Source organism: Xanthomonas sp. NCPPB 1062, assembly GCF_041481705.2.
Taxonomy (GTDB): domain Bacteria; phylum Pseudomonadota; class Gammaproteobacteria; order Xanthomonadales; family Xanthomonadaceae; genus Xanthomonas; species Xanthomonas euvesicatoria.
In genome coordinates this window covers 2961195-2981786 of record NZ_CM192987.1, presented here as the reverse complement: position 1 = coordinate 2981786, position 20592 = coordinate 2961195, and the positions used below count along the sequence as shown (strand labels likewise).

Below are 20592 nucleotides of genomic sequence, written 5' to 3'. Positions count from 1 at the left end.
AGTTGTTGCCATGAATTTGTCCACATCGCTCCCCTTCAAGCGATCCGTCTTGGCTGAGCAGATGCGCTGTGCCTGCATGGCGTTGGCCGCAACATTGTTAGCAGCTCCCGCAGCGGCAGTTGACTTGCCGGATGAGCCGCTGCAATCCAGTGGTCGTGTTTCACCCAATATCTTATTCATTCTCGATGATTCTGGCTCGATGAGTGAGGACTCCATGCCGGATGTATTGCCGGGGACCGCGCCCATCAATATTGCAGAGCAGGCCTATAGTAGAAATACCATTTATTATAATCCTGCGTTTGACTACAAGCCCTGGTTGAATCCAGACGGTAGTCAGATGACTGGCGGTACTAGTTATTCGAATGTGTACACTGATAACTCATTCTTGACCGGATCGGCAAATCTGCAGTCTGCCGTTCGTACTTTCTATGTGCCCAAAAATCTGGCTGCTTCTGCAACGCAGCTTGCCAATGTTAACAACTATTGGCGCTATCAGATTCACACGGATGGACGTATCGTAAGAAGCGAGTATTTGCAGAACGTATCGGGTCAACAGGGACTTACAGGGCGAAATTGTGATTCCAGTGGCTCTGGCTGGCAATGGAAGAACTGTACGTTTGCCTTGCCGAATCCTCTCCGCAGTGATGAGAGCTCAGAGCGGGCCAATTTTGCAATATGGTATTCCTACTATCGCACCAGAATGAAGGTGGCGAAAGCTAGTGCGGGTCAGGCTTTTTCTGACCTCAATACCTCTGCGCGAGTTGGCTTTCGGACAATTTGGCGTAGAAACAAAACCGGAAATATTATCACGCAAGATAACCCGATTCCAATTGGTCGCAACGATGGCTTATTCGATGATCCTAACGGCGGCTCGGGTGCGAACAACAATAAGACGCTCTGGTATGACCGTCTGTATGGTGCCTCTGGCTCAGGCGCAACGCCTCTTCATGGTGCGTTGACTGACGCCGGACTGTACTACAGCAGTGCGGCTGCCAACGGACCGTACGGTCCGCAGGCTGGGAGCGCGCAGTTTTCTTGTCGGCAAAATTTTACTATTTTAACGACAGACGGGTACTGGAACGGTAAGGATAATTACACGGATATTGCCAACGAGCAGGATAACGTAGCTGGGCAAACAATCACTAGTCCCACGCGTGATACATATACTTATAGGCCAGAACGTCCATATGCTAGTTCAGATTCGGATACGCTAGCTGACGTGGCAATGCGGTTTTGGAAAAATGATCTTCGTACTGATCTTGCGAATAATGTGCCCACTTCCAGTCGTGATCCTGGCTTCTGGCAGCACATGGTGACGTATGCAATCTCGATTGGTGCGTCGGGCACGTTAAACCCGGAGACCGATCTGCCGGCTCTAACTGCGGGAACTCTGAACTGGCCAACTCCGAAAAATAACACGATCGTTAACGTGGACGATCTGTGGCATGCCTCCGTTAATGGTAGGGGGGATTTCATTGTGGCAAGTAATCCCGATGAGTTCACTCAAGCGTTGAAGGCATCGCTGGCATCTATTATCGAACGTGCTGGCGCATTCTCCAATCTATCCGCGAACTCCACCCGGGTGGACAGTGCAACGCTTGCTTTTCAGGCAAGCTTTGTGTCCGGCATTTGGTCGGGGCAGTTACGCGCATTTCCAGTTACCGCTTCAGGTACCGCGGCGACTCCAAGTTGGAGCGCTTCTGCCGGGATCCCGACGACCGGTCGAAAGATTTTCACTTTCAACGGTGTGGCTGGTGCTACGTTTCCAACGGCAACACAATTAGTGCCTCTAGCCCGAAGTGCCGCTCCTGCTGTGAGTGGTGCCGACAATGCTGCGTATATTGCAGGCTCTCGCACGAGGGAGCTTTCTAATGGCGGAACGTTGCGTAATCGCACAACAGTGCTTGGAGATATTGTCGGTTCCTCACCTGTTTTTGATTCTCAAACAAATACTGTTTTCGTAGGTGCCAATGACGGCATGCTACATGCCTTCGATGCAAGCAATGGTGCTGAGGATTTTGCCTACGTTCCGGCGGCTCTTAATTTCAATGATTTGAGCACATTGAGCAGGCCTGATTACGAGCATCGATATTTCGTGGACGGTCCGGTTATTCTCTCGCGGCGTGACCAGACTCCGGACGCGAGCATTCTCGTGGGAACACTTGGACGGGGAGGAAAGGGGCTGTATTCGCTTGACGTTACGAACCCGGATAACTTTGGTGCTACCCGCGTCAAATGGGAAAGGACTGAGACGCCGCTTAATAACATGGGCTTGATTCTTGGGCAGCCCATCATTGCCAAGCTCAACAATGGCGACATGGGTCTAATTGTCCCGAATGGTGTAAATAGCTCAAACAACCGCGCGGCTTTGCTGATTTACCGACTCAGTGATGGAGCTCTTCTAGCAGAAATGGACACTGGGGTAGGGTCCGCCGCTAGCCCGAACGGGATGTCGGCGCCCACCATCCGGGACGTGGATGGTAACGGGACTGCTGACTTCGTATACGCAGGCGACATGTTAGGAAACATGTGGAAGTTCGATATTAGTTCTGCTAGTCGTACCGCCTGGAGCAATGCGAGCAATCGTCTCCGGATGTTTACCGCAACCAGTCCGACCGGGCAGGTGCAACCCATTACCTCGTCACCTGTGGTGGCTCGTGACCCTTCAACGTTCCAGTTATGGGTCTTTTTTGGCACCGGGCGCTTTATGGAAACTGGTGATACAGCAGATCGAAGTGTCCAGACCTTTTATGGATTAAAAGACGGCACAGCTACGATTACGAAAACTACACTGCAACAGAGAACTATCGCGGCTATTGCCACCGATAGCGATACTGGACGCACGGTACGTGCCTTCGAGCTGCCTTCAACACTTCCGGCTGGTCGTAATGGCTGGTATATCGATTTGGTAAATCCGCCGACGCCTCCCGGCACTCCAATCGGCGAGCGTGTCGTCAGCGATCCCCAAGTGGTCAACGACGTACTGAATTTTTCGAGCATCATCCCCAGCAGCGATCCGTGTCTGCCGGGTGGCACCGGCTTTCAGAATGCATTGAACGCGTTTACGGGGGCGAGCTTGTCCGAGTCGTTCTTCGACATCAATGGTGATGGGTCATTCGCAGACGAGACAGTGCCAGTGGGTGGTAGTACCGGTTCGCCTGGGACACCGGCAGCAACTGGGTCGGTCGGTCTCGGAGGAATGGGCACAACCGGCAACATCTTGACTGGCGGCGGCGGCGGCGGCGGCGGACTCATCTGTACGAACCTGTCCAATGCGACGGTAGAGTGCCAGCGCATTCGTGAGGCGCGTCGTACATCTCGTGTCTCTTGGCGCGAACTATTGAAGGAGATGTGAATATGAGAGCAGTTGGCCAACGACGTATGTCTGCAGGCTTTACCTTGATTGAGCTGATGATCGTAGTCGCTGTTATTGCGGTCCTAGCTGGTATCGCAATGTACAACTACCAAGCCGCAGTGGTGCGTGCTAAACGCTCAGCGGCGACAAGTTGTCTACAGAGCGGCGCACAGTATATGGAGCGTTACTACACGACTTACATGTCGTACAACAACGCTGGCACCCCGCCAGCGCTGCCGCAGTGTGATTCAGGGGTCGCAAACAGTTATACGGTGGCGCTTGCACCTTCAGCAGATGGAAGAAGCTACACCATCACTGCTACGCCAATTAACCAGCAGGCAAGAGCCGATACAAAGTGTGCCGCTCTCTCGATTCTGCAATCGGGCGAGCGCCGAGAAAGTGGTACTGCAACGTCTGTCAGCGATTGTTGGTAATTGAGCGCGTCTTTGTCTCACGAGAGTGCAGGCGAGATACGCAGGCATGGAGGTGCCGCAAGTGGCGGCATGTGAAGGACGTGCAAGCCGAGCTGGCCTGGATGAGGCGCATGTATGCCGAGCTGGCCTTGATCATCACACGCTCAAGGACCTTCTGTCGGAAAGAATGAGCCAGACTCGTCGACTGCAATCAAGTCTGACCATGCAAGCCGCTAACGGCCTCAATGACCGTCGAGATGATCGGGTTTTGCAGCAGTCCCGATCTACACGGCATTACTGCCCGCGCCAGCGCGACGATGGCCCGCTCATAGCTGCAATCTAGGCGCGCCTGGAGAAAATCCGGACACGGTTTTGGCCCGCTGATGGAGTGGGCATTGCGTCCGTAGAGTTGGGGCAAGCCCGTGCCTGGTGAGGCTACACCGCGCTGAAACTCGATCTCGCGGCAAGCGCCGGCTACCTAAGCTCATCCGCGCGCCGTGGGAGATCCCGCTGTCGATTTCCCGCAATTCAATGTCAGGCTAAATTAGAGGTCTCCGGGCAAATTAGCCTCAAGGAGACACCTAATGCGCAAGAGCAAATTCACCGAGAGCCAGATCGTTACGACACTGAGGTAGTTTGAGTCCGGCCATCAGGTCAAGAATGTCTGCCGTGAGCTGGGCGTTCCGATGCGACATACTACGCCTGGGAGTCCAAGTGCGGCGTCATGGAAGCCTCGGACGTGTAGCGGCTCCGTGACGTTGAAGCCGAGCACGCCAAGCTCAAGCGGATGTACGCCGAGCTTGCGATGGAGAATCATGCGTTGAAGGATCTGCTCGCAAAAAAGCTATAGACCAAGCGCACAAGCGCCCGCTTCTGGCTTGGTTGCAGGATTGCCACGGCTGGAGCGAATGCTGGGCCCGTGTGGCGGTTGGAATGTCACGGTCAGCGGCACGCTACCTCCGTCGACCAGATCGCGATGAAGAAGTGATCGCATTGTTGGCTGAGCTCTCTGAGCGTTTCCCGAGCGCGGGTTCGGCAAGCTGTTTCAAGTCATTCGCCGCCGCGGTTTGATCAGGAATCACAAGCGCGTCTGGCTAATGAAGCTCAATCAGCGTCGCCGAGGGAGAGGCGTCTACCAAGACGACGCCCAATGCCGTTGTTGGCTGGCGAGCAGATCAACACCAGCTGGTCAATCGACTTCATGTCCGGCGCGCTTTGGGATGGGCGGCGATTCCGTACATTCAATGTGAAGATTTCAGCCGTGAGGCATTGGCCATCGACATTGATCTGAACTTACCTGCGACACGCGTTGTCCGCACCTTGGAAGCAATTGCGGCGTGGCGTGGCTATCCCGCGAAACTTTGCCTAGACAATGGCCCGGAATTCATCGCGTTGGCATTAGCGAAGTGGGCAGAGCGCAAGAACATTGCATTGGACTTCATCGCGCCAGAACGGCCGATACAAAACGGCTTCATCGAACGCTCAATGGCAGCTTCCGACGTGGCGTGTTGGATATGCACGTCTCCCGCAATTTGGGAGAAGCGTGAACACGCAGAGCAGTGGTTGGCCGACTAAAACATTGAGACACCGCATGACAGCCTTGGCGAGCTGACGCCTGTCGAATTCCGCCAGTACCACGAACCGCAGACCTCTAGTTTAGCCTGGCATTGAATCGCGGAAAGTCGACACCCAAAGGCGGCTGCGCCCGGGCAGCGGGCCGAAAAAATCCATCAGCACTGCACTCAGGCGGTAGGAGCAGCAGCACAGCGTCACCCTGATCCAAATCCAGCCGGTATCCCACCCAGCGCCTACATCGAACGATTTAGCTGCACCTTTCGTACTGAAGTACTGGACCGCTTCGTGTTCACTACGCTCGACGAAGTTCGGCACATGGCCGAGGATTTGTGCCACTGCTATAGCCGCCAACGACCACATTAATCGCTCGACGGCTTGTCGCCCATCCGCTTTGCAATGGCACAATCACCAACTACCTCTGGTTCTGAGCGACCAAAGAAACGAGCATGCTTCAATCGCCGCCGAGATTGCGTCCTCTATCTCCAGCGCGATGCAAGTTCATGGCAAGAAAAAACCCACGCATAAGCGTGGGTTTTAATTTGGCGCCCGAAGTTGGACTCGAACCAACGACCCCCTGATTAACAGTCAAGTGCTCTAACCGGCTGAGCTATTCGGGCGGGGAGGCAAATTATAGGGAGGGTTGGCTGCATGTGCAAGCCCCCGTCGCGCGGCAAGTTAAGATGGACAAGGTTGAGGTAGGCGCGGCCGCAAGGAGCGAAGCCGGCCAGTCATGCTGACGATGACCTGACCCTCGAGGTCTCCGTCTTGGCAGACGTTGAAGGTCACATTAGTTCCTGACATTGTCCCTAGTGGGCTAAAACGCAGATGCGTACGTCCGGAAGTGGTGCGGACGCTTATCTTCGCGTCAACCTTGCCTGTTCCCGACGCGATGATGTCACGCGCGCCATCGGGGCGGCGATTTCCGTCCGGATCTGCAAACAATAGCCAGCCTTGCGTCCAGTCATGACCAGCTGCACAAGCATCCGATGACTTGCGCGGACACATTCCTACCGGATCCCCACGGGTGATTGAGGTCGACCTTGCCAGAGCCAAATGTGCACCAAGCTCAAGCATCGCTGCCCGAACCTGATGCGTTCGGTACAGCGCCGTCAAGGACGGTAGTGCGATGGATAGCACCACCGCAAATGCTGCGACCGCAACAGAACACTCAATAAGGCTGAATCCTCTATGGGGTTGGTGCATATCCTTGCCAAGCCTCGAACTCTCGGTGACTCCTAGAGTCGGGTGCCGCTGGCATTTCCGCGATCGGCCTAAAGCCCGCGAGAAGGTAGGGAAACCGCAAACACCGCCGTCATCCCTCGTCGCTATACTCACCGGTCGTTTGAAGGTGCCGCTCCATGACCGACCGTTTTCAGCTCGTATCCCCATACTCGCCAGCGGGCGACCAGCCTGCCGCCATCGACAAGTTGGTGGCCAACTTTGAGGCTGGGCTGGCCAAACAGACGCTATTGGGGGTGACCGGTTCGGGCAAGACCTACACCATTGCCAATGTGGTCCAGCAGGTGCAGAAGCCGACGCTGGTGATGGCGCCGAACAAGACGTTGGCGGCGCAGCTGTACGGCGAGTTCAAGTCGTTCTTCCCGCATAACGCGGTCGAGTACTTCGTCAGCTACTACGACTACTACCAGCCGGAAGCCTATGTGCCGTCGTCGGACACCTTCATCGAGAAGGACAGTTCGATCAATGAACACATCGAGCAGATGCGCTTGTCGGCGACCAAGACCTTGCTGTCTCGGCGCGATTCGCTGGTGGTGGCGACGGTGTCGGCAATCTACGGCCTCGGCGCGCCGGAGGACTACCTATCGCTGCGCCTGATCCTGTCGGTTGGCGAGCACATCGATCAGCGCCAATTGATCCGCCATCTCACCGATCTGCAATACACCCGCAACGAGTTCGAACTGACGCGCGGTGCCTTTCGCGTGCGCGGCGAGGTGTTGGATGTGTTCCCGGCCGAGTCGGATACCGAAGCCTTGCGCATCGAGTTGTTCGATGGCGACATCGAGCAGCTGACCTTGTTCGATCCACTCACTGGCGAAACCTTGCGCAAGTTGCAGCGCTACACCGTGTACCCGAAGACCCATTACGCCACCACGCGTGAGCGCACGTTGAGTGCGGTGGACACCATCAAGGAAGAGCTGAAAGAACGCCTGGAACAGCTCTACGCGCAGAACAAGCTGGTCGAGGCGCAACGTCTGGCGCAGCGCACGCAATTCGATCTGGAAATGATGGCCGAGGTGGGTTTTTGCAACGGTATCGAAAACTACTCGCGGCATCTCACCGGCAAGGCGCCCGGCGAGCCGCCGCCGACCCTGTTCGACTACCTGCCGCCGGACGCGCTGCTGGTCATCGATGAGTCGCATGTGACCATTCCGCAGATCGGCGCGATGTACAAGGGCGACCGTTCGCGCAAGGAGACGCTGGTGGAGTTCGGTTTTCGATTGCCGTCCGCCTTGGACAACCGCCCCTTGCGTTTCGAAGAGTGGGAGGCGCGTTCGCCACGCAGCATCTATGTCTCGGCAACGCCGGGGCCTTATGAGGTGCGCGAGTCTGCCGGCGAAGTCACGGAACTGGTGGTGCGCCCAACCGGTCTGATCGACCCGGTGGTGGAGATCCGTCCGGTTGGTACGCAGGTCGACGACCTCATGTCCGAGGTTCACGAGCGCATCAAGCTCGGCGATCGCGTGTTGGTAACCACGTTGACCAAGCGCATGGCCGAGAACCTCACCGAGTATCTGGGCGAGCACGGGATTCGGGTGCGCTACCTGCACTCGGATATCGACACCGTCGAGCGCGTGGAGATCATCCGCGACCTGCGCCTGGGCAAGTTCGATGTGCTCGTGGGCATCAACCTGCTGCGCGAGGGTTTGGACATGCCGGAAGTCTCGCTGGTGGCCATCCTGGATGCCGACAAGGAGGGCTTCCTGCGATCGACCGGATCGCTGATCCAGACCATTGGCCGTGCCGCACGCAATCTGCGCGGCAAGGCCATTCTGTATGCCGACAAGATAACGCGCTCGATGCAGGCGGCAATCGACGAGACCGATCGTCGCCGCGAGAAGCAGGTCGAGTACAACCTGGAACATGGCATCACACCGAAATCCGTCGAGCGGCCGATCGCCGACATCATGGAAGGCGCGCGCGACGATGCGGCCGAGAAGAAGTCGGGCAAGGGCCGTTCGAAATCGCGCCAGGTCGCAGAGGAGACGCCCGATTACCGTGCCATGAAGCCTGCGGAAATCGCTGGCAAGCTCAAGAGTCTGGAACAGAAGATGTACCAGCACGCCAAGGATCTGGAGTTCGAGGCCGCAGCCCAGATTCGCGACCAGATCCAGAAGTTGAAGGCTGCCAGCTTGGGATAGGGCGGATGGCTCGCCCTGCAGACACGATAGGACTTGTGGTCGGTAAAACCCTGCGCTAGAATGCGCGCCCTGCACAGCGCAATGCTGACGCAGGATTCGGGCGGTTAGCTCAGCGGTAGAGCACTACCTTGACATGGTAGGGGTCACAGGTTCGAACCCTGTACCGCCCACCACTCTAAGTCCAGATGGTACAGAGGCTTGAGTGGTTTCAAGATCGGCAGCGACGTCTGCCATTGACCCCCAAAGTGACCCAACGCAAAAGCTCTTGCAGCTTTGGCATGTGTCAGTTCGGGTCTGCGTTACTGGAATCACGGCCTTCCTGTGCTTTCATCTCTGCCCGCCTGCCTGCGCGTTGCGTATCGATTGGCAATGTTGAAGCATGTCGCTCGCATATGGATGTTGGCTGTCTTCGGTCAAAACGTCCCCAGCCAGGTACGCGGCGATGCCGAAAGGTGCCGCGCCCTCTGTCTGATCTGCACGTTTCGGACGATGCGCGATGCCATTGGCGCATCGCCCCCAGATGGACGAATTCCCAATGCCGCTCTCTTCCTCCCAAGCGCACTGAAAGTGCCTCGGGTGTGGGAAATAAGTGTTCAGTGCGGCTGTTTTGCGGGTCAGCGCGGCCCACCGCCCCCCAGTTAGCCGATACCGCTTTCACCGTCACACGTCTTGCTTTAGCATCGCCACCGCGCTGACGGAAAGGAAGGCTGGCGATGGACGAATATCAGCACACCGTGCTGACCAGGGGCGGATATCGTGTTGTGGCGATTACGCGTGACGAGGTGTACGCACCCGACGCCGTCGTGGCATACGCCGTCGTGACCGATGCGGGTACGCGGATCACGCCGGATTTGTCCCTGGACCAGGCCACCGTCTGGATCGATTCGCTGGTCGAGAGCGAGAGCGGCGGGCGCAAGTCCGAGCTTGTCGACCATAAGCCGGTCGTGCGTCGCTAGCCCGCCATCGTGATGCAAGCCTAAGGAGAAGGGCGCATGTCCAAACCCAAAATCATCGCAATTGCCACGCTGGTGGCGGTGCTAGTCGGATACTGCCTGTCTGGCTATCTCACCCTGCTGTTGCTGCGGCTCGACACCGGTCTGTACGGGTGGGACACCTACTACCGCTATTTCAGCGCGCTTGGGTTGCCCCAAGTGGCGCCTTACGCGACCAAGATCAAGATTGCGGGCGCGCTTGGATTCAGCCTGCCGGTGCTGGTCTGGGCGATTGTCGTTGTGCTCATCGTCAAGCCCAAGGCGCGCGCCCTGCACGGTGACGCGCGCTTCGCTGGCGCCGCCGACCTCTCCAAGCATGGGCTGTTCAAGCCCAGCGGAAACGGCATTGTCGTCGGCAAGTTCAATGGCAAGCTGGTGCGACTGAGCGGCCAGCAATTCGTGATTCTTGCTGCGCCGACGCGCTCGGGCAAGGGTGTCGGTGTCGTCATTCCTAACCTCTTGGAGTATCAAGAATCGATCGTCGTCCTGGACATCAAGCAGGAGAACTTCGACCTGACCAGCGGGTGGCGCGCCAGTCAGGGCCACGAAGTCTTCCTGTTCAACCCGTTCGCCGAAGACCGTCGCACGCATCGCTGGAATCCGTTGACCTATGTGTCGAACGACCCCGCATTCCGCGTTTCGGATCTGATGAGCATCGCGGCGATGCTGTACCCGGACGGCTCCGACGACCAGAAGTTCTGGGTCAGCCAAGCGCGCAACGCGTTCATGGCATTCGCGCTGTACCTGTTCGAGAACTGGGACGAGGAGCTGTCGCTCGGTTTCCCGGGTGGGGCAGGGGCGCCCACGCTAGGCGGGATCTATCGCCTGTCCTCGGGCGACGGTACCGATCTCAAGAAATATCTGAAGTCGCTGTCCGAGCGGCGGTTCCTCAGCAGCAACGCCAAGTCGGCCTTTGCCAACATGCTCTCCCAGGCGGATGAGACCTTCGCCTCGATCATGGGCACCTTGAAGGAGCCGCTCAATGCATGGATCAATCCGGTGCTGGACGCCGCCACCAGTGCGGACGACTTCCTGCTCACGGACCTTCGCAAGAAGAAGATGACCATCTACATCGGCATCCAGCCCAACAAGCTGGCCGAAAGCCGCCTGATCATCAATCTGCTCTTCAGCCAGATCATCAACCTCAATACCCGCGAACTGCCCAAGTCCAACCCTGAGCTCAAATATCAGTGCCTGTTGCTGATGGACGAATTCACCTCGATCGGCAAGGTGGACATCATCGCGACCGCGGTAGCCTACATGGCCGGCTACAACATCCGCCTGCTGCCCATCATCCAGAGCATGGCGCAGTTGGACGCAACCTACGGCAAAGATCTGTCACGCACCATCATCACCAACCACGCCCTGCAGATCCTCTACGCGCCGCGCGAACAGCAGGACGCCAACGACTACTCCGAGATGCTGGGTTACACCACCATCAAGAAGAAGAACGTCACCCGAGGGCGGGAGACCACCCATAGCGTGTCAGAAGAGCGGCGGGCTCTGATGTTGCCCCAGGAGCTCAAGGCCATGGGCAACGAGAAGGAAGTGTTCCTGTACGAGGGGATCCCGCATCCGGTGAAGTGCGACAAGATTCGCTACTACGAAGACAAATACTTCACTTCACGGCTCCTTTGCAAAGTAGAGGTCCCTACGATTGGCATAAAAATGTGACGAAAACCACTTATTTACAATAATTTCTCAAAAATTAGTGATCTTCTTCACTTTACGCTTGACTGTCAGTCGATAGATAGGCAGATTGTCTGCTAGAGCTGGCAGTCTGAGGGTAGCTAAGTGCCAAGCTTCCAGGACAGGGATACAAGGAATGTATGAGCAATTTATGTCTAGTGAAACAATCTTAACCGAACTCCTTTCAGGCGCTCGCGCATTTTGCGAGTTTGAAGCTGTGCTCAAAATCTTTCGCGAATCTTTTGTTTTTATAAGGGGTTTGTGGAAAGCCGCATATGTCCTGTTCCAGGCGCGGAATCAAAATTTCTCATTAGTTACGGAGAGCAGGGCGTGAAACAGGTACATCTTTTGAAAATCTCGGCTGTTTTCTTTGCCGTGTTTGCCTTGTCATCCTGTGCAACAAAGCCAGCTGCGGACTTCGGCGGCCGATGGAGGCCGGTAAATCGTTTTGCCGAAACTCCGATGGAGCTGCCCCTGCATTCTTCCTACGTCTATCAGGCCACCCCCATGGACGGGACATTAAAGACAATGTTGGAGCGCTGGGCCAAGGACTCCAATATGACGCTCGCTTACAACATAACTTCTGATTATACGCTTTATTCTGCGGTTGCAAAGGTTGATACCACCAGCATAAAGCAGGCAGTAGAGGAGCTTAGCGCGGTATACGCGATGCAGGGGGTGAGTGTATCGGTTGTCGGAAATCAGATTATCGTACAGCCTGCGTCGAAATCAGCGGGATGATGCTCACCCCGGTCGTTGCGAAAATCAATCACGCAGTATTTCTGCAAATTAGGTGGAAGCGGATTACTTATGTTCCGTAAGAAAGAACCCAGTCACCAAGTTGATCAGGTGGTCGCGAAAGCGGTCAACTATGAGCTGACAATTGCAGATCTTGCACAGCGCAGCCAACGTCGCGCTTGGATTGTTGCCACTGTATCCATGCTTATATCTGTTATGTTGGCGGGCGGTTACTACTACATGTTGCCTCTTAAGGAAAAGGTTCCATATCTAGTCATGGCTGATGCTTCCACCGGCACTGCGACCGTGGCTCGGCTTCAAGGTGATTTTTATAATCAACAGATCACCTCCAGCGAAGCCATTAATCGAAGCGATGTGGCACAGTACGTAACGGCACGCGAGTCATATGACTCGGAAATAATGACGTTAAGAGACTGGAATCTCGTGTTTATTATGTCCACCCCACAAGTGGGGGCTGGGCATAAGCAATTATACATGGAGAACAATCCTGATAATCCATTCCTGAAGTATGGGAAAGGTAAGTCGATTCGAGTAAAAATTTTGAGTATCACACCTTTGGGTCAGCGCGCCGGGGGAGGGTTCCGAGGGGCCGCTGTCAGAATACAGCGAAACCTATATGAGAAAACTACGGGCATCACGACTTTCATCGATAACAAGCTTGTGACATTGGCATTTGATTATAACGACAATCTTAAGCTGGACGAGCAAGACCGCTTGCAAAATCCTTTAGGATTTCAAGTGACTGAATATCGAGTCGACAATGACTACGATAAGGCCCCGCCTGATGTAGGCGGGCCCGCTACAACTCCAGCTACGTCCGCTAGCGCGGTTCAGCCTCAAACTGTTGCAGCCCAGACTTCAGACCTAGCTGCTCCCGCAATTGGCGTTGCTGTGCCAGCAGGCACAAAGCCTGACGCGGCAGGATCTACCGAAGGGATTTCGATTGGAACCGAGGGAGCTAGAGGTCAATGAATTATAAAAGAAAGTTAATAACATGGCTCCTGTTAGCCATCGTGGGCGTTTGCTCGGCTGAGGCTGCCAATGCTCAGGCTGTCGATTACTACGACTACAAAGCTGATCAAATATATCCAATTCGTGCAGGATTGGGAATTACGACTCAGATCGAGTTGAATCCTAACGAGAAAATCCTCGATTACAGTACGGGATTCAGTAGTGGTTGGGAGTTGACTCGGCGTGACAATGTTTTTTATTTGAAGCCCAAAAACATCGACGTCGATACCAATATGATGGTGAGGACTGAAACTCACTCTTATATTTTCGAGCTCAAGGTTGTTGCCACCGACTGGCGTGAACTTGAGCAAGCACGTCGTGCTGGCGTCCAGTACAAGGTGGTTTTCAATTATCCAAGCGACTCGCAATTTTCTGTGGCAAAGGATGCAGTCGAAGAAGATGTGAAGCCACTACTGAGTACAGAGTTAGCAAAGGATAGACAATATTATTTTGACTACTCGTATGCTACGCGGAGCCGTTTAGGCTGGCTGGTGCCGGTGAGTGCGTATGACGATGGCCGCTTTACATATCTGAAGCTTACTGATTCAAATAAGTTCCAAACTGGAAATTTCCCGGCCGTGTTCGGTCGTGAAAAAGAGCATGGCGAAGATTTTGTGGTGAATACGACAGTTGAGGGGAATGTTCTGATTGTCCATGGCACTTATCCTTACTTGGTTATTAGACATGGAAGTAATGTCGTGGGTCTACGGAGGAACGTGAAGAAATGAGCCAGAATAATCCTCCAGAGAACAACGAGGGGCGTCCTGACCTTGGTGATGGCGATCATGCGCGGTCTTCAAATAGCGTCCAAGATCCTAGCAATCCTTATTTTGCCCGTACCCAGGCGCAGCCGTTGCCGAACCTGGATGCCTCGGCTCCCGAACTTCGTTCTGTTGAAGATCAGCGTCTCAATAGGAAGGCTCTCTTCTTCCTCGGCGCGATTGTTCTTGTTTTATTAGTGCTTGCTTTTTTTCTTTATAAGAGTGCGACCAACCGCAATTCCGCTGAACCAAAGAAGGAGCAAACAGCTGCTGTCACTGCGCCTAGCCTTCCCAAATTGGCAAACAACCCTGGTCCTGTCGACGTTCAGCAGGACGTACCGCCTATTTCACTTGCGCCGCCACCTTTGCCGCCTCCGGAGACCCCCGGTTATCCACAGCCAGTTTACCCCGCAAGTACCCGGCCAGCTGGGCCTACGTTAGCTGAGCGCCGCATGGCTTCCGCCGGGGGAGCAACGGAATCTGGTGGTGCTGGTCCCGCGACCGCTGAAGAGTATTCCAACTCCATCTTGGCCGGGCTAAACCCTGCCGGTGGAGGAGCGGCCGCTGGTTCGGAAGACGTCAACGAAGCGGACAAACAAAAGGTGACGAATGCTCAATTTATTCGACACCCAGACGCATTGCTTGTGCGCGGTACCTACTTGCGATGCATTCTAGAAACGCGGGTGATCACCGATATTCCTGGCTTTACCTCTTGCCTCATTACTGAGCCGGTCTATTCGATAAATGGGCGTACGTTGTTGCTGCCTAAGGGGTCGAAAATTTATGGAAGCTACAGCGGCGGCCCCACTGGCCAGCGTGTCTCCGTGATCTGGGATCGAATTACGACGCCTACAGGTGTTGATGTCTCTATGTCGAGTCCTGGGATAGATGGTTTGGGCGGAGCTGGACATCCGGGACAGTACGATGCGCATTGGGGGCAGCGATTGTCGTCCGCCTTAATGATCAGTCTACTAGCAGATGCTTTTAAATATGCTGCTGCTGAATATGGTCCTGAACAGACGACAGTCTCTCAGACAGGAGTCGAAGTTCAGTCACCTTATGAGAGCGCAACTGCCAGAACGATGGAGCGCATTGCAAATGATGCAGCAACGGAAAGTATGAGGCGCCCAGCTACGGTCACTATTAACCAGGGTTCGCTGATTAATGTGTACGTCGCGAAAGACGTCGATTTTACAAACGTACTGCCGAGAAGGTAACGAGATCACCGTGGACGTAGAAGTTTCGCCCGTTTCAAAGGCATCCAGCGAATTCCTTGAATACCAGTACAGCGTACTCGGTATTCAAGAGTATATGCTGTCGTCTGAAGTCACGGAAATATGCATAAATCGTCCAGGGGAAGTATATTTAGAAACTCGGGACGGCTGGGCGCTAGTAGAAGTTCCTGGTCTAACCTTTGAGCGTGCGCGACAGTTTTGTACAGCGGTTGTGAATGAGAGCAATACTGGTCAACGTATCACTGATGCTGATCCCGTCGTATCGCTAACCTTTCCAACAGGTCAGCGCGCACAGTTCGTTATTCCTCCGGCGTGTGATGCTGGAAAAGTGTCCATCACAATTCGCTTGCCATCTAAGCAAACGAAGACCCTTTCCCAGTACCAAGAAGACGGTTTTTTTGATCAGATATTGGAGCATGGCGGGGAGGTAAGCGAGCATGATAAAGAGCTCCTGATGCTCCGCCAGTGTAGGCAATATGCCGAATTCTTCAGGCAAGCGGTACTTTATAAAAAGAATATTGTTGTGTCTGGAGCAACTGGTAGTGGCAAAACGACCTTCATGAAGTCGTTGGTCAACCACATCCCAGGAAGCGAGCGTCTCGTTACTATTGAAGATGCGCGCGAGCTTTTCATCACCCAACCTAACGTTGTTCATCTTTTGTACTCCAAGGGTGGTCAAAGCGCCAGCAATGTAACCGCCAAGAGTTGTATGGAAGCTTGTTTGCGAATGAAGCCGGACAGAATCATCTTGGCAGAACTTCGTGGTGATGAGGCTTTTTACTTCATCAGAAACTGCGCATCTGGACATCCTGGATCGATCACTAGTTGTCACGCGGGTAGCCCGGAACAGACGTGGGATCAGTTAGCGTTGATGGTAAAAGCGTCAGCCGAGGGTTCCGGATTGGAGTTCAATGTGATCAAGCGACTGTTGATGATGACTATTGATATAGTCGTGCATATCAAAGCGCACGAAGGTCGGCGATATATTACGGGAATCGACTTCAATCCGGAAAGGAGTTTTCAGTCATGATCCGAAAAAACTCGCTACTTTTTTTGCCTTTGATTGAAGCGCTTGCAATCGCTAGTTTGTGTCTGTTAGCGTTCTTTGAAGGTGCTGACTCACAGAGGAGGGCGTGCCTTGCTTCCCGGAATTGAAGTGATGGCATGTGGAGACATGTCTGCTCCATTTTCTGTGATGCAGCATGTCGTTCAAGTGGAGTCTTCTCATAATCCTTATGCTATCGGGGTTGTGGGCGGGCGACTTGTGCGTCAGCCACAAAATTTGGGTGAAGCACTTTCAACCGTTCAAATGCTCCAGGAAAAGGGTTACAACTTTTCTATTGGACTTGCACAAGTGAATCGGTACAACTTGTCGAAATATGGCCTAGTGTCTTACGAACAGGCATTTCAGCAATGCCCAAATCTGAAAGCCGGATCTGCCATTCTTTCTGAATGCTATCAGCGCTCGGGAAAGGATTGGGGTAAGGCGCTGAGTTGCTATTATTCGGGAAACTTTGTAACTGGCTTTCGGCACGGTTATGTGCAGAAGGTGTTTGATTCTATGGCACGTGCCAATGCACAGCCAGGAGTTGCTCCTATCCCGTTAGCAAGCCAAGGCCAAGCAAAGGGTAGGCAGCCGCTTAAAACAACTAAGGCGATACTTCAAACGCTGCCTGATCGCGTAGCATCACGAGTGATAGATGAGAATTACCATAACGCGAGCGTTGCGCCGCAGCGCGATGCTGCATTGGTTTTTCCACAAAGAACCGATAATTTGGAAGCCGAATCTTCGCGTTCACGCCAGAGGGATTTGAAGGGTGCCTTTCCACCGGCCCAGCGGACGCTTGGAACTTCTGCGCAATCGATTGGTGCCAGGTCCTCACCAGCCGAGAGAGCGCCATATGTTTCCCAAGCAGCTACGGGCCTCGCCGGCGAGGAAGAAGTCGCCGTGTTGATGAGTTCACAGGCACCAGTGATACTAGGCGCCTCGGCGAAGCAAGTTCCCGCCAGTCAACCAGTTCCTTCCTCTCCGTCTTCACAGCAACAACTTGTGAAGCAGGGAGATGCGGCATTTGTTTTTTAGCCTCCGGCATGGCCGATCCGGTAGGTGCATCATCATGTTGGGCCTTAACAAGGAGATTACAATGAAGCATGCCAAGTTTACATCCCCCGAAATTCAGAGCTCGGCAAAGACTGTTATCAAGTCTGCGATATTCGTAGCAGCATTGTCTGCGTCATCAGCTTTTGCGCAAAATTTTGGCGGGACCGACACCAAAACCTGCGAGTTCTTTACCAGCATCACCGGGCTCCTCAATATCGCTTCGATCGCAGTTGTAACCATCGCGGTCATCTTTGCGGGCTATCAGATCGCATTCGCACACAAGCGAATCGGGGATGTGGCGCCTATCTTGATTGGTGGTGTGCTGATCGGTGCAGCAGGTCAGATTGCGCGCATGTTGCTGGGCACTGGGGCAGGCGGCTCTTGCGGTGCGGTGAACGCCTTTGTCACGCATAGCCTTCCATTCTTGACTGCCTAACATGAAGAAGAACGTCGTCTTCCGCGGTTGCACGAGGCCTGCCATGTTTTTAGGCGTGCCATATGTTCCGTTCTTCATAGGCGCGGGTGGGACGTTGGTTCTCTCGATGTACACGAATCTTCTATATCTTTTCCTGATACCGGTTATTATTTTCATAATGCGTCAAATGGCGCGACGTGATGAAATGATTTTTCGCTTATTAGGGCTGCGTTGGCAGTTTAAATTACGAGTCAGGAATGTTCGTGCCAACTCAGGAAAATGGGTGTTTACACCTAATAGCTATCGGAAGAACCCACCGCCGTGATGGGGGTGAGCTTCCCATGGTACGAAGTCGGCGTCGGCAGACGCCGACTTCCTTGCGTTTTCAGTATTACCCAAAGGACTAGGCCAAGCTGATGTTTAACCCGGACACTTCCATAAGCGAATTCATTCCTTTCTCTTCCCATGTCTCGACCAACGTGGTCAAGACAACCGGGGGTGACTATTTGCTGACCTGGCACTTGGAAGGTTTGCCATTCGTTGGTCGTGACGAATGGGAGCTAGAGCATCGGCACAACACGTTCAATAGATTATTGCAGACCCTGCGTGCCCCTGATTTCGTCAATGTTGCTTTTTGGGTGCACGATGTACGTCGTAGAAGAAAACTGACTCAAAAAGGGAATTACCGGAATTTATTCAATCAGCAGTTATCTGAAACGTACTTCGACATGTTGTCGTCACAGAGGCTGATGCAAAACGAGCTCTACTTGACGATGTTGTACCGTCCGATGGTTGCAGGCAAGCGATTTGCAGAAAAGTCCACTGATATCAAGAGGTTGCAGGCTGCTCAGGAGCAGGCGGTGGCGAAGTTGATGGAGCTTGCAGGTAATGTTGAAGCTGTTATTCGTGACTATTCCCCTTATCGACTCGGTATCTACGAGGCAAAGAATGGAGTCGTCTTTTCTGAGACCCTAGAATTTTTTGCGTACCTCATTAACAGAATTGATGAGCCAGTTCCGGTTTTAACCGCGCCGGTCAACGACTATTTGCCAGTCAGTCGGCATATGTTTTCGGCTAAAAGTGGTGACTACGTGATTAATACTCCTAATGGAGTAAATCATTTTGGTGCTCTTTTAAATGTCAAAGAGTATGCGGAAGGCACCTATCCAGGCATCTTGAACGGGCTTAAGTATCTGGATTTTGAGTATGTGATCACGCATTCTTTCAGTCCCATTGGGCGACAAGATGCGTTGCGTGTACTAGATCGCACCAAAGGAATGATGATCTCGTCCGGGGACAAAGCAGTCAGTCAGATCATAGAGTTGGATATGGCAATGGATCAGATTGCCTCTGGTAACTTTGTGCTGGGCGAATACCATTTCACAATGGCTGTTTATGCTGATAGCCAGGAAAATCTCGCTCAAAATATTGCAGCGACGCGTGCCGAGCTGTCGAACGGAGGTTTTGTGTCCGCAAAAGAAGATCTTGCGGTCGCATCCTCGTTTTATTCACAGCTGCCTGGAAATTGGCGGTATCGCACACGTATCGCCAATGTGAGTTCATTGAACTTCCTCGGGCTATCGCCGCTGCATAATTTCGCAACCGGTAAGCGAAGCAATAATCCGTGGGGCGACTGCGTCACCACATTGCAGACCACTAATGGTCAACCCTATTTTTTCAATTTTCACGCAACCCATCCAAGTGAAAACTCGCTTGGAGAAAAAGCGATTGCCAACACGATGGTAATTGGTAAGTCCGGTACCGGTAAGACTGCACTTATTAATTTCCTATTGAGTCAGGTACAGAAATACGAGCCTTCCCCAACGATTTTCTTTTTTGACAAAGATCGCGGTGCGGAAATTTTCGTGCGCGCCTGTGGTGGCAACTACTTGGCGCTCGACAACGGCATGCCAACTGGTTTCAATCCGTTTCAGTGCGAAAGAAACGAAAGCAACGTTCAGTTTTTGGCAGATCTGATCAAGGTGTTAGCTGGCAAGCGCGAATATAGCTCGCGGGAAGAGGAGGATATTTTCAGGGCCGTCGAGAATATGCTCGATACTCCAATGCACTTGCGTAGCATGACTAACTTCCAAAAGAGTTTGCCCAACATGGGCGATGACGGCTTGTTTGCACGTATGCGCCGCTGGACGTCCGGCAACTCCTTGGGGTGGGTGTTCGACAATCCTGTCGACACCATTGATTTGTCACGTGCCAATATTATTGGTTTTGACTATACAGATGTCATTGATAATCCGGAGGTGCGTGTGCCGGTGATCAATTATCTGTTGCACAAACTGGAAACTCTGATTGATGGCCGTCCGCTTATCTACGTCATGGATGAGTTTTGGAAAATCCTAGACGGTGGCGGTGGCTTAAAAGAGTTCGCCAAAAACAAGCAAAAAACGATTCGTAAGCAGAATGGCTTGGGAATTTTCGCGACTCAAAGTCCCGAAGACGCGTTGAAGAGCGATATTTCTGCGGCGCTAATTGAGCAGACAGCCACCTTGATCTTACTTCCTAATCCGAATGCAGATCGCGAAGATTATATTAATGGGCTTAAGCTTAGCGAGGCGGAGTATCAAGTTGTGATCGGGCTGGATGAGCGTTCGCGTTGTTTCCTGGTTAAACAGGGACATGCCTCGAGTGTTTGCCAGCTCAATCTACGTGGCATGGACGACGCGTTGGCAGTAATTTCAGCTTCGACCGACAATATCGAAATCATGCATACGGCGGTCAACGATGCAGCTGAACGTCTACACGTTACTGTAAATGATGTGCCGCCGGAAGAATGGCTTCCTGCCTTTTATCGGAATAGAAAGGGTTCCGGTAAAGGAAAGGTGGTTGCCTAGCTGGTAACCGTTTTTTGAACTTTGCTGTCACTGCTGTTGCAACCATGAATGATAGGA

At 53.5% G+C, this 20592-nt stretch carries 16 protein-coding genes, 2 tRNA genes and 1 pseudogene; 17 read left to right on the top strand and 2 right to left on the bottom strand.

Going from position 1 to position 20592, the window contains the following annotated elements; all coding sequences use genetic code 11:
- Nucleotides 1-10 precede the first annotated feature (10 nt).
- The 4 genes and pseudogenes from ACCQ16_RS13030 to ACCQ16_RS13015 all read left to right on the top strand — a co-directional run bounded on the left by ACCQ16_RS13030 (nt 11) and on the right by ACCQ16_RS13015 (nt 5706).
- Nucleotides 11-3355 carry a pilus assembly protein gene (locus ACCQ16_RS13030; protein ID WP_218505883.1) on the top strand — a complete coding sequence of 1115 codons (3345 nt, stop codon included), beginning with the start codon at nt 11-13 and terminating at the stop codon, nt 3353-3355.
- Between the two features lie 2 nt (nt 3356-3357).
- Nucleotides 3358-3789, top strand: coding sequence for a type IV pilin protein (locus ACCQ16_RS13025; RefSeq protein WP_014090506.1), 432 nt, complete (start codon nt 3358-3360; stop codon nt 3787-3789).
- A gap of 563 nt (nt 3790-4352) precedes the next feature.
- Nucleotides 4353-5439: pseudogene (locus ACCQ16_RS13020) on the top strand (IS3 family transposase).
- A gap of 189 nt (nt 5440-5628) precedes the next feature.
- On the top strand, nt 5629-5706 hold the full coding sequence (locus ACCQ16_RS13015; protein WP_372167509.1) for a hypothetical protein: 78 nt from the start codon (nt 5629-5631) through the stop codon (nt 5704-5706).
- Nucleotides 5707-5883: 177 nt separating this feature from the next.
- On the opposite strand, the gene ACCQ16_RS13010 is transcribed toward ACCQ16_RS13015, so the two are convergent.
- Both ACCQ16_RS13010 and ACCQ16_RS13005 read right to left on the bottom strand, forming a co-directional pair.
- A tRNA-Asn gene (locus ACCQ16_RS13010) sits at nt 5884-5960 on the bottom strand.
- A 58-nt stretch (nt 5961-6018) separates the two neighbouring features.
- Nucleotides 6019-6546: a GspH/FimT family pseudopilin gene (locus ACCQ16_RS13005; protein WP_014090505.1), complete on the bottom strand. Its 528-nt coding sequence runs from the start codon at nt 6544-6546 to the stop codon at nt 6019-6021.
- A gap of 155 nt (nt 6547-6701) precedes the next feature.
- On the opposite strand from ACCQ16_RS13005, the gene uvrB reads away from it, so the two are divergent.
- The 13 genes from uvrB (at nt 6702) to ACCQ16_RS12940 (ending at nt 20535) form a co-directional block, all read left to right on the top strand.
- A complete protein-coding gene (uvrB, locus tag ACCQ16_RS13000) occupies nt 6702-8723 on the top strand; it encodes an excinuclease ABC subunit UvrB (protein ID WP_014090504.1) in 2022 nt (673 codons plus the stop codon).
- 98 nt (nt 8724-8821) lie between these two features.
- Nucleotides 8822-8896 (top strand) — tRNA-Val (locus ACCQ16_RS12995).
- 540 nt (nt 8897-9436) lie between these two features.
- Entirely contained in the window at nt 9437-9679 is a 243-nt protein-coding gene (locus ACCQ16_RS12990) for a hypothetical protein (RefSeq protein ID WP_029819735.1), read from the top strand.
- Nucleotides 9680-9715: 36 nt separating this feature from the next.
- On the top strand, nt 9716-11389 hold the full coding sequence (locus ACCQ16_RS12985) for a type IV secretory system conjugative DNA transfer family protein (protein WP_277572663.1): 1674 nt from the start codon (nt 9716-9718) through the stop codon (nt 11387-11389).
- Nucleotides 11390-11734: 345 nt separating this feature from the next.
- Complete coding sequence (locus ACCQ16_RS12980) at nt 11735-12145, top strand: TcpQ domain-containing protein (protein WP_029819733.1); 411 nt, start codon at nt 11735-11737, stop codon at nt 12143-12145.
- A gap of 69 nt (nt 12146-12214) precedes the next feature.
- Nucleotides 12215-13135 carry a VirB8 family type IV secretion system protein gene (locus ACCQ16_RS12975; RefSeq protein WP_081711112.1) on the top strand — a complete coding sequence of 307 codons (921 nt, stop codon included), beginning with the start codon at nt 12215-12217 and terminating at the stop codon, nt 13133-13135.
- Nucleotides 13132-13902, top strand: coding sequence for a TrbG/VirB9 family P-type conjugative transfer protein (locus tag ACCQ16_RS12970; RefSeq protein ID WP_014090498.1), 771 nt, complete (start codon nt 13132-13134; stop codon nt 13900-13902). The genes ACCQ16_RS12975 and ACCQ16_RS12970 overlap by 4 nt, the downstream gene beginning before the upstream one ends.
- Nucleotides 13899-15152 carry a TraB/TrbI/VirB10 family type IV secretion system protein gene (locus ACCQ16_RS12965; RefSeq protein WP_082429894.1) on the top strand — a complete coding sequence of 418 codons (1254 nt, stop codon included), beginning with the start codon at nt 13899-13901 and terminating at the stop codon, nt 15150-15152. The genes ACCQ16_RS12970 and ACCQ16_RS12965 overlap by 4 nt, the downstream gene beginning before the upstream one ends.
- Before the next feature lie 10 nt (nt 15153-15162).
- On the top strand, nt 15163-16200 hold the full coding sequence (gene virB11 / locus ACCQ16_RS12960) for a P-type DNA transfer ATPase VirB11 (RefSeq protein ID WP_014090496.1): 1038 nt from the start codon (nt 15163-15165) through the stop codon (nt 16198-16200).
- 108 nt (nt 16201-16308) lie between these two features.
- Nucleotides 16309-17253 carry a lytic transglycosylase domain-containing protein gene (locus ACCQ16_RS12955; protein ID WP_081711268.1) on the top strand — a complete coding sequence of 315 codons (945 nt, stop codon included), beginning with the start codon at nt 16309-16311 and terminating at the stop codon, nt 17251-17253.
- A 61-nt stretch (nt 17254-17314) separates the two neighbouring features.
- Nucleotides 17315-17707, top strand: coding sequence for a TrbC/VirB2 family protein (locus tag ACCQ16_RS12950; RefSeq protein ID WP_014090494.1), 393 nt, complete (start codon nt 17315-17317; stop codon nt 17705-17707).
- Between the two features lies 1 nt (nt 17708).
- The gene (locus tag ACCQ16_RS12945) at nt 17709-18011 is read left to right on the top strand and encodes a VirB3 family type IV secretion system protein (protein WP_033837316.1); all 303 of its coding nucleotides are present in this window, start codon (nt 17709-17711) and stop codon (nt 18009-18011) included.
- A 91-nt stretch (nt 18012-18102) separates the two neighbouring features.
- Nucleotides 18103-20535 carry a VirB4 family type IV secretion/conjugal transfer ATPase gene (locus ACCQ16_RS12940; RefSeq protein ID WP_014090493.1) on the top strand — a complete coding sequence of 811 codons (2433 nt, stop codon included), beginning with the start codon at nt 18103-18105 and terminating at the stop codon, nt 20533-20535.
- Nucleotides 20536-20592: the final 57 nt, after the last annotated feature.

Excerpts from the sequence above, each read along its gene's own strand:
- ACCQ16_RS12965 (WP_082429894.1), top strand. The coding sequence starts at position 13,899 with ATGAGCCAGAATAATCCTCCAGAGAACAACGAGGGGCGTCCTGACCTT.
- ACCQ16_RS12990 (WP_029819735.1), top strand. The coding sequence starts at position 9,437 with ATGGACGAATATCAGCACACCGTGCTGACCAGGGGCGGATATCGTGTT.
- ACCQ16_RS12950 (WP_014090494.1), top strand. The coding sequence starts at position 17,315 with ATGAAGCATGCCAAGTTTACATCCCCCGAAATTCAGAGCTCGGCAAAG.
- ACCQ16_RS13025 (WP_014090506.1), top strand. The coding sequence starts at position 3,358 with ATGAGAGCAGTTGGCCAACGACGTATGTCTGCAGGCTTTACCTTGATT.
- ACCQ16_RS12945 (WP_033837316.1), top strand. The coding sequence starts at position 17,709 with ATGAAGAAGAACGTCGTCTTCCGCGGTTGCACGAGGCCTGCCATGTTT.
- ACCQ16_RS12970 (WP_014090498.1), top strand. The coding sequence starts at position 13,132 with ATGAATTATAAAAGAAAGTTAATAACATGGCTCCTGTTAGCCATCGTG.
- ACCQ16_RS12985 (WP_277572663.1), top strand. The coding sequence starts at position 9,716 with ATGTCCAAACCCAAAATCATCGCAATTGCCACGCTGGTGGCGGTGCTA.
- ACCQ16_RS13005 (WP_014090505.1), bottom strand. The coding sequence starts at position 6,546 with ATGCACCAACCCCATAGAGGATTCAGCCTTATTGAGTGTTCTGTTGCG.
- ACCQ16_RS12940 (WP_014090493.1), top strand. The coding sequence starts at position 18,103 with ATGTTTAACCCGGACACTTCCATAAGCGAATTCATTCCTTTCTCTTCC.
- ACCQ16_RS13030 (WP_218505883.1), top strand. The coding sequence starts at position 11 with ATGAATTTGTCCACATCGCTCCCCTTCAAGCGATCCGTCTTGGCTGAG.
- ACCQ16_RS12975 (WP_081711112.1), top strand. The coding sequence starts at position 12,215 with ATGTTCCGTAAGAAAGAACCCAGTCACCAAGTTGATCAGGTGGTCGCG.
- uvrB (WP_014090504.1), top strand. The coding sequence starts at position 6,702 with ATGACCGACCGTTTTCAGCTCGTATCCCCATACTCGCCAGCGGGCGAC.